Genomic DNA, 14,042 nt, shown 5'->3' with positions numbered 1-14,042 from the left:
CGCCGTCGCGGTGAAAACGAATGACCCGGCAACGTCCAGTTGCCGGGTTCGTTTTTTCTTGGTTGCCCGGGCGTCAGGCGGGGGCCGCTACGGGCTCCTCCTCCGCCTTCGCCGCCTCGGTGGAGGCCGGGACAGCGGGGGGCTTCTGCCCGATGTTCAGCGTCAGGTAGGCGAGGGTCGTGATGGTGGCGGACAGCAGGAAGCTGAAGTCGATGCCACCCGTGTATGCGACCAGGGGCCCGGTGTAGGTCGGGGTGGCGTCGACGCAGAGGACACCGACGACCGCGCCGATCGCCCAGGCGAGGGCGGCGCGGACGTTCCAGCCGGCCTGGAACCAGTAGATGCCACCGACGGCGCCGCGGTTGTAGACCTGGAGGGACTCGGAGTCGTACGCACCCTTGCAGCGGAAGTGGTTGAGCAGGGTGATCACGGCCCACGGGGTGCCGAGGGCGGTCAGGATCAGCACGAACGCGGTCATGGCGTCCGCCGCGTTCCACAGGTAGTGGCCGGCGTAGACGAGGACGGTGGAGGCGCCGGCGATGACGTAGGTGCACTGGGTGCGGCTCGCCCTCGGCAGGATCGCGTCCATGTCCAGACCCATGCTGTAGAGCATCAGGCCGGCGTTGCCGACGGAGCCGGCGGAGGCGGCGAGCACCAGCGGGATCAGGTACCAGCCCGGGGCCATGGCGACGAGGCCCACGGCCCAGTCGTCGGCGTGCACCGCGATGGCGCTGAACGTACCGAACAGCTGCGGGATCAGCAGTCCGAGCATCAGGCCGGCGTAGGTGCACAGGTAGACGGCCTTGCTGCTGTGGCGCCTGGGCGAGATGTAGCGGGTGTAGTCGCCGAGCAGGGTGATGAACGCGATCGGACCGCTGAGACCGGCGGCGACGGCGGAGAGGATCCAGGTCGGCCAGAAGCCGCCCAGCGCGTAGCCGCTCGGGTCGGGCGCGGCGGTGGTGAAGTGGGGTGCGTAGGCGACCACGCCCAGGACCAGCAGGATCGTCATGCCGATGGCCAGCACGCGGCTCATACGGAGCAGGAGCTTGAAGCCGAACACGGCGCCGAAGGCGGTGGCGAAGGCCAGCACGGCGTAGACGACCCCGGTGGTCACGCCGTTCGCGGGGAGCCCGATGACGCGGTGCAGGGCGCCGACCACCGAGTCACCGCCGACCCAGAGGGTCAGCGCGGTGTAGCCGAGGGAGAGCAGCAGACCGATGATCGAGCCGAGGAGCCGGCCCCGGACGCCGAAGGCCGCGCCACTGCTGGTGGAGAGGTTGGTCGCGGTGCGCAGGGAGACCAGGGAGAGCGGCGCCACGAGGATGCTGCCGACGATGGTGCCGGTGACCAGTGCCGTGAAGGAGTCCCACCATCCGAGACCGAACGTCACCGGCAGCGCGCCGAAGATGATCACGCCGAGCGCGAGGTTGGAGCCGAGGAGGATGCTCATCAAGTCCCGTGGGCGACTGGTGCGTTCTTCGTCCGGGACGGTGTCGACACCGCGCGTTTCGATCGGCATATGCCTGCTCTCCTGGGGGCGAGTCACGGGTTAGAGCGTCGTTCAATGACGCTTTAATGTGACTGACACGTCAACTCGCGTCAACACTTCACGAGTATGAAATCGATTGTTAGAGTGATGCTCTAAATCGAAGCTCGTCCAGTGATAACGGCTGGTCGTCGAAAGCGACGGACAGTGAACGGGACGGCTTCAGGCAACGACTTAAGGACACGGAGGTGTGGCGGCGTGCGTCTGACCCCCACGGAACGCGACCGGCTGCTGCTGTTCGGCGCCGCGGAGCTGGCCAGGGCCCGGAAGGCACGGGGCCTGCGGCTTAATGTCCCCGAGGCGACGGCCCTGATCGCGGACACGGTGTGCGAGGCGGCCAGGGACGGCCGGCGGCTCGCCGAGGCCATCGAGGCGGCGCGCTCCGTCCTCGGCCCCGACGATGTGCTCCCCGGCGTCTCCGACGTCGTGACGGAGGTGCACGTCGAGGCCGTCTTCGACGACGGGTCCCGGCTCGCCGTGGTCAGCGACCCGATCGGCTCATCGCTGGGCGACGAGGCGCCGGGCGCGCTGCTCCCGGGCCCCGAGCACAGCGACCCGCCGGCCACGGTGACGGTCACGGCGACCAACACGTCGAGCGTCCCCGTCTCCGTCACCTCCCACTTCCACTTCTTCGAGGCCAACCCGCGGCTCGACTTCGACCGCGCGGCCGCGTACGGCATGCGGCTCGCCGTCCCCGCCGGGTCGTCGGTGCGGTTCGGGCCGGGGGAGAGCGCCGAGGTGGGCCTCGTGCCCATCGGCGGCGCGCGCGTCGCGATCGGCTTCGCCGGGCTCGTCGACGGCCCGCTGGACGCGCCGGGCGCCAAGGAGGAGGCCCTGCGCAGGGCAGCCGCCTGCGGATATCTCGGAGCGAAGGGAACGGGCGCATGAGCAGGCCCACCAAGCACAGCGACCACTGCGCGCCGGGCAGCCGGCACATCGACCCGCACGCGTACGCCGCCACGCACGGCCCGCGCGCCGGTGACCGCGTCCGCCTCGGCGACTCGGGCCTGACCGTCCGCGTCGAGTCCGACGCGCAGGCGTACGGCGACGAGTTCCTCGCCGGGTTCGGCAAGACGGCCCGCGACGGACTGCACCTCAAGGCCGCCGCCGTCCGCGAGACCTGCGACGTCGTGATCAGCAACGTCCTCGTGATCGACGCCGTGCAGGGGATCAGGAAGGTCTCCATCGGCATCCGCGAGGGACGGATCCACGCCATAGGGCGCGCCGGCAACCCGGACACCCTCGACGGGGTCGACGTCGTCGTCGGCACCGGCACGTCCATCGTGTCCGGCGAGGGCCTCATCGCCACCGCGGGCGCCGTCGACACCCACGTACACCTGCTGTCGCCGCGCATCATGGAGGCCTCGCTCGCCTCCGGCGTGACCACGATCATCGGCCAGGAGTTCGGGCCCGTGTGGGGCGTGGGCGTCAACTCGCCCTGGGCGCTGCGCCACGCCTTCAACGCCTTCGACGCCTGGCCCGTCAACATCGGCTTCCTCGGCCGGGGCTCGTCCTCGCACGACGCCCCGCTGATCGAGGCGCTCGCCGAGGGCGGCGCGTCCGGCTTCAAGGTCCACGAGGACATGGGCGCCCACACCCGCGCCCTCGACACCGCGCTGCGCGTCGCCGAGGAGCACGACGTCCAGGTCGCCCTGCACAGCGACGGCCTGAACGAGTGCCTGTCCGTCGAGGACACCCTGCGGGTGCTCGACGGGCGCACCATCCACGCCTTCCACATCGAGGGCTGCGGCGGCGGGCACGTACCGAACGTCCTGAAGATGGCGGGCGTCCCGAACGTCATCGGGTCGTCCACCAACCCCACGCTGCCGTTCGGCCGCGACGCCGTCGCCGAGCACTACGGCATGATCGTCTCGGTCCACGACCTGAAGACCGACCTGCCGGGCGACGCCGCCATGGCCCGCGACCGGATCCGCGCCGGGACGATGGGCGCGGAGGATGTCCTGCACGACCTGGGCGCCATCGGCATCACGTCCTCGGACGCGCAAGGCATGGGCCGCGCGGGCGAGACGGTGCGCCGTACGTTCGCCATGGCCGGGAAGATGAAGGCCGAACTCGGCCCGATGGAGGGCGACGGCGAGTACGACGACAACGCGCGCGTCCTGCGCTACATGGCGAAGCTGACCATCAACCCCGCCATCGCGCACGGCCTCTCCCACGAGGTCGGCTCCATCGAGGCCGGCAAGCTCGCCGACATCGTGCTGTGGCGCCCCGAGTTCTTCGGCGCGAAGCCGCAGCTCGTCCTGAAGTCCGGCTTCCCCGCGTACGGCGTCGTCGGCGACCCGAACGCGGCCACCGACACCTGCGAACCCCTCGTCCTGGGGCCGCAGTTCGGGGCGCACGGCGCGACCGCGGCGGACATCTCCGTCGCCTTCGTCGCCCAGGCCGCCCTCGATCAGGGCAACGACAAGATGCCCACCCGCCGCCGCCGCGTCGCCGTCCGCGGCACCCGCGGCATCGGCCCCGCCGACCTGCGCCTCAACTCGCGCACCGGCTCCATCGACGTCGACCAGGCCACCGGACTCGTCACGCTCGACGGCGACCCGGTCCGCTCCGAACCGGCCGACTCCGTCTCCCTGAACCGTCTCTACTTCCTGTGAGGACCCGCTCATGAGCAGCTTCCACATGCCCCCGGAGTGGGCCCCGCACGAGCGCACCTGGATGGCCTGGCCGAGCCCCAACCCGACCTTCACCAACGACGAGGAGCTGGCCGAGGCGCGCGAGGCCTGGGCGTCCGTCGCCCGCGCCGTGCGCCGCTTCGAGCCGGTGACCGTGATCGTCGCCTCGGGCCAGAGCGACTCGGCCCGCGCGCTCCTCGGCGACGACATCGAGCTCGTCGAGCGTGACCTCGACGACGCGTGGATGCGCGACATCGGCCCCACGTTCGTCGTCAGAGACGGCCAACTCGCCGCCGTGGACTGGACGTTCAACGGCTGGGGCGCCCAGGACTGGGCCGTCTGGGAGCACGACGCGAAGATAGCCCGCCACATCGCGGACCTCGCCGGCGTTCCCGTCCACTCCTCCTCCCTCGTCAACGAGGGCGGCGGCATCCACGTCGACGGCGAGGGCACCGTGCTCCTCACCGAGACCGTGCAGCTCGACCCCGACCGCAACCCGGGCCGCACCAAGGCCGAGGTCGAGCAGGAGATCCACGCCAGGATCGGCACCACCAAGGCGATCTGGCTGCCGCGCGGCCTCACCGGCGACTACGGCGTCTACGGCACCCGAGGCCACGTCGACATCGTCGCCGCGTTCGCCGCGCCCGGCGTCGTCCTGGTCCACTCGCAGCAGGACCCCGCCCACCCCGACCACGAGCTGAGCAAGCAGCTCATCGCCCAGCTCAAGGGCGAGACGGACGCCAAGGGCCGGCCCCTGGAGGTCGTCGAGGTCCCCGCGCCGACCGTCCTCAAGGACGACGAGGGCTGGGTCGACTACTCGTACATCAACCACTACCTGTGCAACGACGGCGTCGTCCTGTGCTCCTTCGACGACCCGAACGACGAGGTCGCGGCCGGGATCTTCCGCCGGCTTTTCCCGGGCAGGACCGTCCAGCTCGTGGACGCCCGTACGATCTTCGCCGGGGGCGGTGGCATCCACTGCATCACCCAGCAGCAACCGAAGATCACGCCCGCAGACTGAAACACCCGCAGGAGTCCCCGTGGCCCAGGCCCGCCGGAAGAACGCCCCTCCGCGCGAAGAGGTCCTCGCCGCAGCCATGGAGATGATCGCCGAGCGCGGCCTGGAGAAGCTCACCATGGCCGCGCTCGGCCGCGAGGTCGGCATGAGCAGCGGCCACCTCCTCTACTACTTCGGTTCGAAGGACGAGCTGCTCCTGCGGACCCTGGAGTGGAGCGAGGGCCGCCTCGGCGCGGAGCGGGCCCGGCTGCTCTCCGGCGGCGGCACGGTCCGCGAGCGTCTCGACGCGTACGTCGACCTGTATGTCCCCGACGCGGAGGGCGACCCGCACTGGACACTGTGGCTGGAGGTCTGGAACCGCTCGCAGAACGCCGACGGCGACGCGCGCGAGCGGCAGGCCGCGATCGAGCTGGCCTGGCACCGCGACCTCGTCGCGCTGCTCGCCGAGGGCACCTCGCGCGGCGAGCTCCCGCCGCTCGACCCCGACCGGTTCGCGTCCCGGCTGCGGGCGCTGCTCGACGGCTTCTCCATCCATGTCGCGATCGGCCTGCGCGGCACGGACCGGGCCCAGATCCTGTCCCACGTACGGGAGTTCCTGGACGAGGCACTGGCCAAGAACCCCGCGTAGCCCTTCGTGCGCGCCGCATCCGCTGACGTTCCATGAACACTATGAACGCAAGTACGCATGATCGTTGCGCGTTACACCCTTGTCATGGAGCGAAGCATTCCGGCACCGTGGCCGCCCATGGGACGAGAGCAATGGAAGAAGATCCTGGTCGGGTCGGCCGGGAACATGGTCGAGTGGTTCGACTGGTTCGTGTACGCGAGCTTCGCCACGTACTTCGCGGGAGCCTTCTTCCCCGACGGAAACCCCACGGCACAGCTGATGAACACCGCCGGCATCTTCGCCGTCGGCTTCTTCATGCGGCCCGTGGGCGGCTGGCTGCTGGGCAGGGTGGGGGACCGCAAGGGCCGTAAAGCGGCGCTCACCCTGACCGTCACGCTGATGTCGGCGTCCGCCGTCCTCATCGCGATCGCGCCCACCTACGCGGTCGCCGGGTACGGCGGCGCCGTCGTCCTGCTCATCGCCCGCCTTCTGCAGGGCCTCTCGGTCGGCGGCGAGTACGCGGCCAGCGCCACCTACCTCACCGAGGCGTCCGACCCGAGCCGCCGCGGCTTCGCGTCCAGCTTCCAGTACGTCTCCATGACCGCGGGTCAGATCGTGGGCCTCGGCCTCCAGATCGTCCTCCAGCGCACCCTGTCCGACGACGCGCTGCACAGCTGGGGCTGGCGCGTTCCGTTCATCATCGGCGCGCTCGGCGCCGCGATCATCTTCTACCTGCGGCGCAACATGCTGGAGACCGACGTCTACGAGGAGTCCGCCGACGACGCGGGCGCCGACCAGAAGGGCACCCTCAAGGCCCTGTGGGCGCACCGGCGCGAGGCGTTCCTCGTGATGGCCCTGACGATGGGCGGCACCGTCGCGTACTACACGTACACGACGTACCTCACCAAGTACCTCTCGAACTCCGCCGGTCTGAGCAAGGAGACCGCGACGCTCGTCTCGTTCTGCGCGCTGATCGTCTTCGCCTGTATCCAGCCGCTCGCGGGCCGGCTCTCGGACCGGATCGGCCGCCGCCCGCTCCTGATCACCTTCGCGGTCGGCTCCACCTTCCTGACCGTGCCGATCATGACGATGCTGAAGCACGCGGGCTCCTTCTGGCCGGCCCTCGGCCTCGCCCTGCTCGCCCTCGTCGTCGTCACCGGCTACACGTCGATCAACGCGTGCGTGAAGGCCGAGCTGTTCCCGACCGGCATCCGCGCCCTCGGCGTCGCCCTCCCGTACGCCATCGCCAACGCGCTCTTCGGCGGCACGGCGGAGTACGTGGCCCTGTGGTTCAAGGACGCGGGCCTGGAGTCGGGCTTCTACTGGTACGTCGCCGGGTGCGCCGCCGTGTCGCTGATCGTCTATCTGACGATGCGCGAGACGAAGGACATCGACCTGAACCGGGTCGCGGACCCGGCGCCCGAGGCGCGGCCGGCCGGCGTGGCCTGAGCCCACATCGTGAGACCACAGTCCGGGCCCTGTCCGGGCTGTGGCACACTGCGTGCGTGCTCTCGTTCGCCATGATTATTGGCAGCAGGCGCGCCGGTCCGCAGTGACCGCCACGTACGACCACGTACGGGCGGACATCGTCGTCTCGACCCGCGCGCAGACCTCTCGCACCCGCGAGGGGTTTTTTCGTTTCCTGGCCCACCACAAGCCAGGGCCGGAGCGCGAGGGATCATAGGGGGACGGTGGAGCCGGTCATTCCGGTAGACCGAGATCCGACACAGGAGCCAGATCAGCATGACGGACGCAACCGACGACCATTACCCCGCTTCCCGCGTCGACGACGACTTCCACGTCTTCGACACCACGCTGCGCGACGGCGCTCAGCGTGAGGGCATCAATCTGACCGTCGCGGACAAGCTGACCATCGCCCGGCACCTGGACGACTTCGGCGTGGGCTTCATCGAGGGCGGCTGGCCGGGCGCCAACCCCCGCGACACCGAGTTCTTCGCCCGCGCTCAGCAGGAGATCGACTTCAAGCACGCGGAGCTCGTCGCGTTCGGCGCCACCCGCCGCGCCGGCGCCAAGGCCTCCGAGGACCCGCAGGTCAAGGCCCTCGTCGAGTCCGGCGCCTCGGTCGTCACCATCGTCGCCAAGTCGCACGACCGCCATGTCGAACTTGCCCTGCGCACCACCCTCGAGGAGAACCTCGAGATGGTCCGCGACACCGTCACCTACCTGCGCGAGCAGAGCCGCCGCGTCTTCGTCGACTGCGAGCACTTCTTCGACGGCTACCGCGCCAACCCCACGTACGCCAAGGCCGTCGTCACGGCCGCGCACGAGGCGGGCGCCGACGTGGTCGTCCTGTGCGACACGAACGGCGGCATGCTGCCCGCCCAGGTCCAGGCGATCACCGCCACGGTCCTCGCCGACACGGGGGCCCGCCTCGGCATCCACGCCCAGGACGACACCGGCTGCGCCGTCGCCAACACCCTCGCCGCCGTCGACGCGGGCGCGACCCACGTCCAGTGCACGGCCAACGGCTACGGCGAGCGCGTCGGCAACTCCAACCTCTTCCCGGTCGTCGCCGCCCTGGAGCTGAAGTACGGCAAGAAGGTCCTCCCCGAGGGCGCGCTGCGCGAGATGACCCGCATCTCCCACGCTATTGCCGAGGTCGTCAACCTCACGCCCTCCACGCATCAGCCGTACGTGGGTGTTTCCGCGTTCGCCCACAAGGCGGGTCTGCACGCCTCGGCGATCAAGGTCGACCCGGACCTCTACCAGCACATCGACCCGGACCTGGTCGGCAACCGCATCCGCATGCTCGTCTCCGACATGGCGGGCCGCGCGTCCATCGAGCTCAAGGGCAAGGAGCTCGGCGTCGACATCTCCGACGACCGCGAGCTCGTCGGCCGCGTCGTGGAGCGTGTCAAGGAGCGCGAGCTCCAGGGCTACACGTACGAGGCGGCCGACGCCTCCTTCGAACTCCTTCTGCGCGAGGAGGCCGAGGGCCGCGCCCGGCGCTACTTCCGCGTCGAGTCGTGGCGGGCGATCGTCGAGGACCGCCCCGACGGCAGCCACGCCAACGAGGCGACCGTGAAGCTGTGGGCCAAGGGCGAGCGCATCGTCGCCACGGCCGAGGGCAACGGCCCGGTCAACGCCCTCGACCGCGCCCTGCGCGTCGGCCTGGAGCGGATCTACCCGCAGCTCGCCAAGCTGGAGCTCGTCGACTACAAGGTCCGCATCCTGGAGGGCAAGCACGGCACGTCCTCCACGACCCGCGTCCTGATCTCCACGAGCGACGGCGCGGGCGAGTGGTCCACCGTCGGCGTCGCCGAGAACGTCATCGCCGCGTCGTGGGGCGCCCTCGAGGACGCCTACACGTACGGGCTTCTGCGGGCCGGGGTCGAGCCGGTCGAGTAGAGACAGCACATGCGCGGACGCCGGAGGGGCCGTGGTCGGCCCCTCCGGCTTTCCGTTGCCCCGGCTACCGGATTGCTACCAGGTGAACGTCGCCGAGGTCTTCGCGGGCAGCGAGTAAGTGGCGTGCTGCCCGCCCCAGTTGACGGTCACCGTCTTCGCGGACGTGCCGCCGTTGTACGCGATGAGCGCCTTCGAGCCGTCCGGATTGCGCCAGGCGACGTTCGGCACGGCCGAGCTGCCGGTCGAGGCGATGCGCTGGGCGCCCGGCCGGACGAACTTCGTCAGATGGCCCATCGTGTAGTACTCGACGGTGTAGTCCACCTGTCCGCTGCGCCCGTCACCGTTGTGCACGGTCACGAGCCCCGTGCAGGTGCCACAGCCGCCGTTGTGCGGGCCCATGTTCTGGTCCACGGCGAGCGACCACTTGGTCACCGACTTCGCCCAGTTGCGGGTGTAGTCCACGATGTTGAGCATGTCCTCGCGCTGCTGGTCGGCGATCCACGTGCCGCCCGAGTGCTCGGTCCCGAAGGCGTCGAGCTGGGGGTAGCGGTCATGGATGCTGCTCTGCTTGGCGACGTCGCCGCCGTAGCCGTGCCACGCGATCCCGCCGAAGTTCGGGTGTGCGCGCACCGCCGCGTCGTCCACGGTCTGCGCCGCGTAGCCGTCGTAGGTGTCCCAGTTCCAGTCGTGCGCGAGGACCTTGGTGGTCAGGCCGGCGGCCGCCAGCTTCGGCAGCAGCTCGCTCTTGGTGAAGTAGGCGAGCCCCGAGGCGTTCCAGCTCATCGAGGGGTAGCCCCCGCAGCACGTCGGCTCGTTCTGCGCGCTGACGTAGTCGACCGGGACGCCCTGGTCCCGGTACGCCTGGAGGTACTTCACGAAGTACGAGGCGTAGGTGCCGTAGTCCTCGGCTTTCAGCCAGCCGCCGTTGAGCTGTCCGCTGTCCTTCATCCAGGCGGGCGCGGTCCACGGGGAGGCCATCACGGTGACCTTCGGGTTGAGCTGGCGGGCCTGCTTCGTGAGGGGCAGGACGTCCGCGAGGTCGTGGGCGACGGAGAACTCGGAGAGGTCGGGATCGGTCTGCCCGGCGGGCACGTCGTCGAACGTGTAGCCGTAACGCGCCAGGTCCGAGCCGCCCATCGGGTTGCGCAGGAACGACAGGCCGATGCCGTCGGTGGGGGAGAACAGCTTGCGCATCGTGGCGTCGCGCGTGGCCGGTGACAGGGCGCCGCTGCTGTTCATCAGCCAGGCCGCGGTGTCCGTGAACGAGGCGCCGCCGCCGGTGAACGTCTGGTAGCGGGTGTTCTCGTCGACGGTGATGTTCTCGCCACCGCCGCCCGTGCCCGCCTGGAAGGCGAACGGGGCCTGCTGTTCGAGACCGCGGACGACATGGCGTCCGCCGGCGTCGTCCGTCGTGGTCAGCCAGGCCGTGACCGGCTCGCCCGCGGCCTGCGCGGGGGAGGCCACGAGCCCGGTCAGGCCCGCGGTCGTGAGCAGCCCTGCGGCGAGCAGCCGGGCCGCCCGGCGCGGACCCGAACGGAGTTGTACGGGGGTTCTCATGGTGCGCCGCCCTTCGTGGGGGTGAGGAGATGGGGCGTGCGAGGCGTGAGTAAATGACGGCTGCGAACGGGAGTCAAGGGGGCGCGCGTTCAGAAACTGAATGCTCAACTGCCCTTGTGGGCGACGGGAATTGGCTGTGCACCGGTTCTGACGTGAAGTCTTGACGGGTTCACGGGGCACCAGTTAACTCACGGCGTGAGCTAAGTCATGAGCTTCACCAGGGACTCCCGTCACCCCCAGAGGTTGCGGCGCGTACCCGAACCGGCCGAAGGGAAGTCCATGCGAAGAACCGCCCTGCTTGTCTCCGCAGCCCTGCTCACGGGGCTGCTCCCGCTCGCGTCGGCAGGCGCGGCGACCGGCGCCGAGGAACCGCCGCCGGTGCCCGTCGACCGCTTCGAGGGCGAGGTCCCCTTCGCGTCCCAGCCCTCGGAGGGCATCTTCACCTGGGGCGGCGACAGTGACGACCCGCCCGAGCTGGAGCTCGCGGCGCGCGACGACGCCCCCGAGGGCGACAAGGTCCTCTCCGGGACGTACGACATCAGCGGCTACGGCGGCTTCACCCACGACTTCGCCGCGAACGAGCCCGGCCACGACTGGTCCGCGCACAAGGGCATCCGCTTCTGGTGGGACGGGAAGAACACCGGCAAGCGGGTCAACTTCGAGATCAAGGACGGCGGTGCGAACGGCGAGGCGTCCGAGCTGTGGACGACCTCGTTCACCGACGAGTGGACCGGCTGGCACCAGGTCGAGATCCCCTTCACCGACTTCGCCTACCGCACCGACTACCAGCCCGTCGGCGGCATCGACCAGAACCTCGGCCTCACCGAGATGTGGGGCTACGCGCTCACGCTGCCCACCGGCACGCCCGGCACCTTCGCCATGGACGGAGTGGAGCTGTACGGCACGGCCGACCCCGCCCTGACCACGAAGGTTCTGACCAGCTCCGCCGTCTACCCGGTGAAGGAGGGCGGTACGGCCGGCGTGCGGATCTCCGTCGCCACCACCGGCTCCGCCCCGCTCGCCGAGCCGGTCACGGTCGCGTACGAGAGCGCGGGCGGCAGCGCCGGCGCGGGCACGGACTACACGCCGGTCAAGGGCGAGTTCACCTTCCCGGCCGGTACCGCTTCGGGCGCCACGCACACCGTGTCCGTACCGACCCTGAAGGACAAGGCGGCCGAGCCCGCCGAGACGATCCCCCTGAAGCTGACGGTCACCGGCGCCAAGGCGCCCGCCGAGACCCCGCAGGTGGTGATCGACGCCCACGGCCTGCCCTACCTCGACGCCAGGCTCCCGGTGAAGCGGCGCGTCGCCGACCTGCTCTCCCGGATGTCCCTGGAGGAGAAGGCCGGCCAGATGACGCAGGCCGAGCGCAACGCGGTCGGCACGGGCGGCGACATCGCCGCGTACGACCTCGGCTCACTGCTCTCCGGCGGCGGCTCGACACCGACGCCGAACACCGCCGCGGCCTGGGCGAAGATGATCGACGGATTCCAGCTCCGGGCGCAGGCGACGCGGTTCCAGATCCCGCTGATCTACGGCGTGGACGCGGTGCACGGCCACAACAACCTGGTCGGCGCCACGGTCCTGCCGCACAACATCGGCCTCGGCGCGACCCGCGACCCGGGGACGGCCGAGAAGGCGGGCGCGGTCACGGCCGCCGAGGTCCGCGCCACCGGCATCCCCTGGGACTTCGCGCCCTGCCTGTGCGTCACGCGTGACGAACGCTGGGGCCGGTCGTACGAGTCCTTCGGCGAGGACCCCGCCCTCGTGAAGCAGATGGAGACGGTCGTCCAGGGGCTCCAAGGGGCACGCGACGGTAAGGACCTCGACCGGGACGACAAGGTCCTCGCCACCGCCAAGCACTTCGTGGGCGACGGCGGCACCGAGTACGGCTCGTCGACCACCGGCTCGTACACCATCGACCAGGGCGTCACCAAGGTCACGCGGCAGGAGCTGGAGGCGGTGCACCTCGCGCCGTTCCAGGAGGCCGTGGACCGTGGGGTCGGCACGGTCATGCCCTCCTACTCGTCGCTCGACATCATCGGCGACGACGAGGGCCCGGTGAAGATGCACGCCGACGCCGCCATGATCAACGGAGTCCTGAAGGACCGCATGGGCTTCGACGGCTTCGTCATCAGCGACTGGCAGGCCATCGACCAGCTCCCCGGCGACTACGCGTCCGACGTCCGTACGTCAGTCAACGCCGGCCTTGACATGATCATGGTTCCGTCCGCGTACAAGGACTTCCGGACGACGCTGATCGACGAGGTGAAGGCCGGCCGGATCAGCGAGAAGCGGATCGACGACGCGGTCTCGCGGATCCTGACCCAGAAGTTCAAACTGGGTCTCTTCGAGAAGCCGTATGCCGACACGAGCGGGGCCGCCGCCATCGGCTCGGCCGGACACCGCGCCGTCGCCCGCACCGCCGCAGCCGAATCCCAGGTCCTCCTGAAGAACGCGGGCGGCGTGCTCCCCCTCAAGAAGAGCCAGAAGGTGTACGTCGCCGGGTCCAACGCCGACGACATCGGCAACCAGACCGGCGGCTGGACCGTCACCTGGCAGGGCTCGTCCGGAAAGATCACCGACGGCACGACGGTCCTTGAGGGCATGAAGAAGGCCGCGCCCGGGGCCACCATCTCCTACTCCAAGGACGCCTCCGCGCCCACGGACGGCTATGACGTGGGCGTCGTCGTGGTCGGCGAGACCCCGTACGCGGAAGGGATCGGCGACGTAGGCAACGGCAACGACCTGGAGCTCACGCCCGCCGACCAGGCCGCCGTGGACAAGGTGTGCGGCGCCATGAAGTGCGCGGTGCTCATCGTCTCCGGCCGCCCGCAGCTCATCGGCGACCGGCTGGGCGACATCGACGCGCTCGTCGCGTCCTGGCTGCCCGGCACGGAGGGCGACGGCGTCGCGGACGTCCTGTACGGGGCGAAGCCCTTCACCGGGCAGCTCCCCGTGACCTGGCCCAGGTCGCAGGCCCAGCTGCCGATCAACGTCGGGGACACGGCGTACGACCCGCAGTTCCCCTTCGGCTGGGGACTGACGACGCTGCGCACCCCGCCGGGCGGCGGCACGCTCACCCTCAAGGCCCTCGCCCTCGCGGCCGCCGCGGCGCAGAAGGCCGGGTCGGCGGAGGCCGGCCGCGCGGTGGTGGGCAAGGCGCGGCTGCTCGTCCAGCAGAAGGTGGGGCAGGACATCACGCCGGCGGTGGCCAAGCCGTTCGCCGACGCGGACCACCTGCTCCTGTCCGGGCGCTACGCGGACGCGGTCGCGAAGCTGACCGAGGCGTACCGCGCCGCGTGAGAC

General features: G+C 70.3%; 8 protein-coding genes and 1 pseudogene. 7 read left to right on the top strand and 2 right to left on the bottom strand.

Going from position 1 to position 14,042, the window contains the following annotated elements; translation table 11 throughout:
- Positions 1–73: 73 nt before the first annotated feature.
- Positions 74–1,519, bottom strand: a complete 1,446-nt coding sequence (locus tag OHA58_RS10060; RefSeq protein WP_405478368.1) for a cytosine permease — start codon at positions 1,517–1,519, stop codon at positions 74–76.
- A 225-nt stretch (positions 1,520–1,744) separates the two neighbouring features.
- Here OHA58_RS10060 and ureA point away from each other — a divergent pair, with 225 nt between their 5' ends.
- From ureA to cimA, 6 genes are all read left to right on the top strand, one after another.
- The gene (gene ureA / locus OHA58_RS10055; RefSeq protein ID WP_405478366.1) at positions 1,745–2,434 is read left to right on the top strand and encodes an urease subunit gamma; all 690 of its coding nucleotides are present in this window, start codon (positions 1,745–1,747) and stop codon (positions 2,432–2,434) included.
- Positions 2,431–4,164, top strand: coding sequence for an urease subunit alpha (locus tag OHA58_RS10050; RefSeq protein ID WP_405478364.1), 1,734 nt, complete (start codon positions 2,431–2,433; stop codon positions 4,162–4,164). Before ureA ends, OHA58_RS10050 begins: the two co-directional genes overlap by 4 nt.
- Positions 4,165–4,174: 10 nt before the next feature.
- Positions 4,175–5,203: an agmatine/peptidylarginine deiminase gene (locus OHA58_RS10045; protein WP_405478362.1), complete on the top strand. Its 1,029-nt coding sequence runs from the start codon at positions 4,175–4,177 to the stop codon at positions 5,201–5,203.
- A 76-nt stretch (positions 5,204–5,279) separates the two neighbouring features.
- Entirely contained in the window at positions 5,280–5,828 is a 549-nt protein-coding gene (locus OHA58_RS10040) for a TetR/AcrR family transcriptional regulator (protein ID WP_405484875.1), read from the top strand.
- A gap of 117 nt (positions 5,829–5,945) precedes the next feature.
- Complete coding sequence (locus OHA58_RS10035) at positions 5,946–7,256, top strand: MFS transporter (RefSeq protein ID WP_405478361.1); 1,311 nt, start codon at positions 5,946–5,948, stop codon at positions 7,254–7,256.
- A gap of 294 nt (positions 7,257–7,550) precedes the next feature.
- A complete protein-coding gene (gene cimA, locus OHA58_RS10030; protein WP_405478360.1) occupies positions 7,551–9,176 on the top strand; it encodes a citramalate synthase in 1,626 nt (541 codons plus the stop codon).
- A 78-nt stretch (positions 9,177–9,254) separates the two neighbouring features.
- On the opposite strand, the pseudogene OHA58_RS10025 reads toward cimA, so the two are convergent.
- Positions 9,255–10,733: pseudogene (locus OHA58_RS10025) on the bottom strand (glycoside hydrolase family 30 protein); the annotation flags it as partial.
- Positions 10,734–11,012: 279 nt separating this feature from the next.
- Between OHA58_RS10025 and OHA58_RS10020 the strand changes: the two are divergent.
- The gene (locus tag OHA58_RS10020; RefSeq protein WP_405478359.1) at positions 11,013–14,039 is read left to right on the top strand and encodes a glycoside hydrolase family 3 protein; all 3,027 of its coding nucleotides are present in this window, start codon (positions 11,013–11,015) and stop codon (positions 14,037–14,039) included.
- The last annotated feature ends 3 nt before the right edge of the window (positions 14,040–14,042 follow it).

It is taken from the genome of Streptomyces sp. NBC_00009 (assembly GCF_045040855.1).
Taxonomy (GTDB): Bacteria; Actinomycetota; Actinomycetes; order Streptomycetales; family Streptomycetaceae; genus Streptomyces; species Streptomyces aureus.
This window is presented reverse-complemented; position numbering and strand designations above follow the sequence as displayed.

Coding starts and splice junctions, on each gene's coding strand:
- OHA58_RS10060 (WP_405478368.1), bottom strand. CDS start 1,519: ATGCCGATCGAAACGCGCGGTGTCGACACCGTCCCGGACGAAGAACGC.
- OHA58_RS10050 (WP_405478364.1), top strand. CDS start 2,431: ATGAGCAGGCCCACCAAGCACAGCGACCACTGCGCGCCGGGCAGCCGG.
- OHA58_RS10045 (WP_405478362.1), top strand. CDS start 4,175: ATGAGCAGCTTCCACATGCCCCCGGAGTGGGCCCCGCACGAGCGCACC.
- OHA58_RS10040 (WP_405484875.1), top strand. CDS start 5,280: ATGGAGATGATCGCCGAGCGCGGCCTGGAGAAGCTCACCATGGCCGCG.
- OHA58_RS10035 (WP_405478361.1), top strand. CDS start 5,946: ATGGGACGAGAGCAATGGAAGAAGATCCTGGTCGGGTCGGCCGGGAAC.
- cimA (WP_405478360.1), top strand. CDS start 7,551: ATGACGGACGCAACCGACGACCATTACCCCGCTTCCCGCGTCGACGAC.
- OHA58_RS10020 (WP_405478359.1), top strand. CDS start 11,013: ATGCGAAGAACCGCCCTGCTTGTCTCCGCAGCCCTGCTCACGGGGCTG.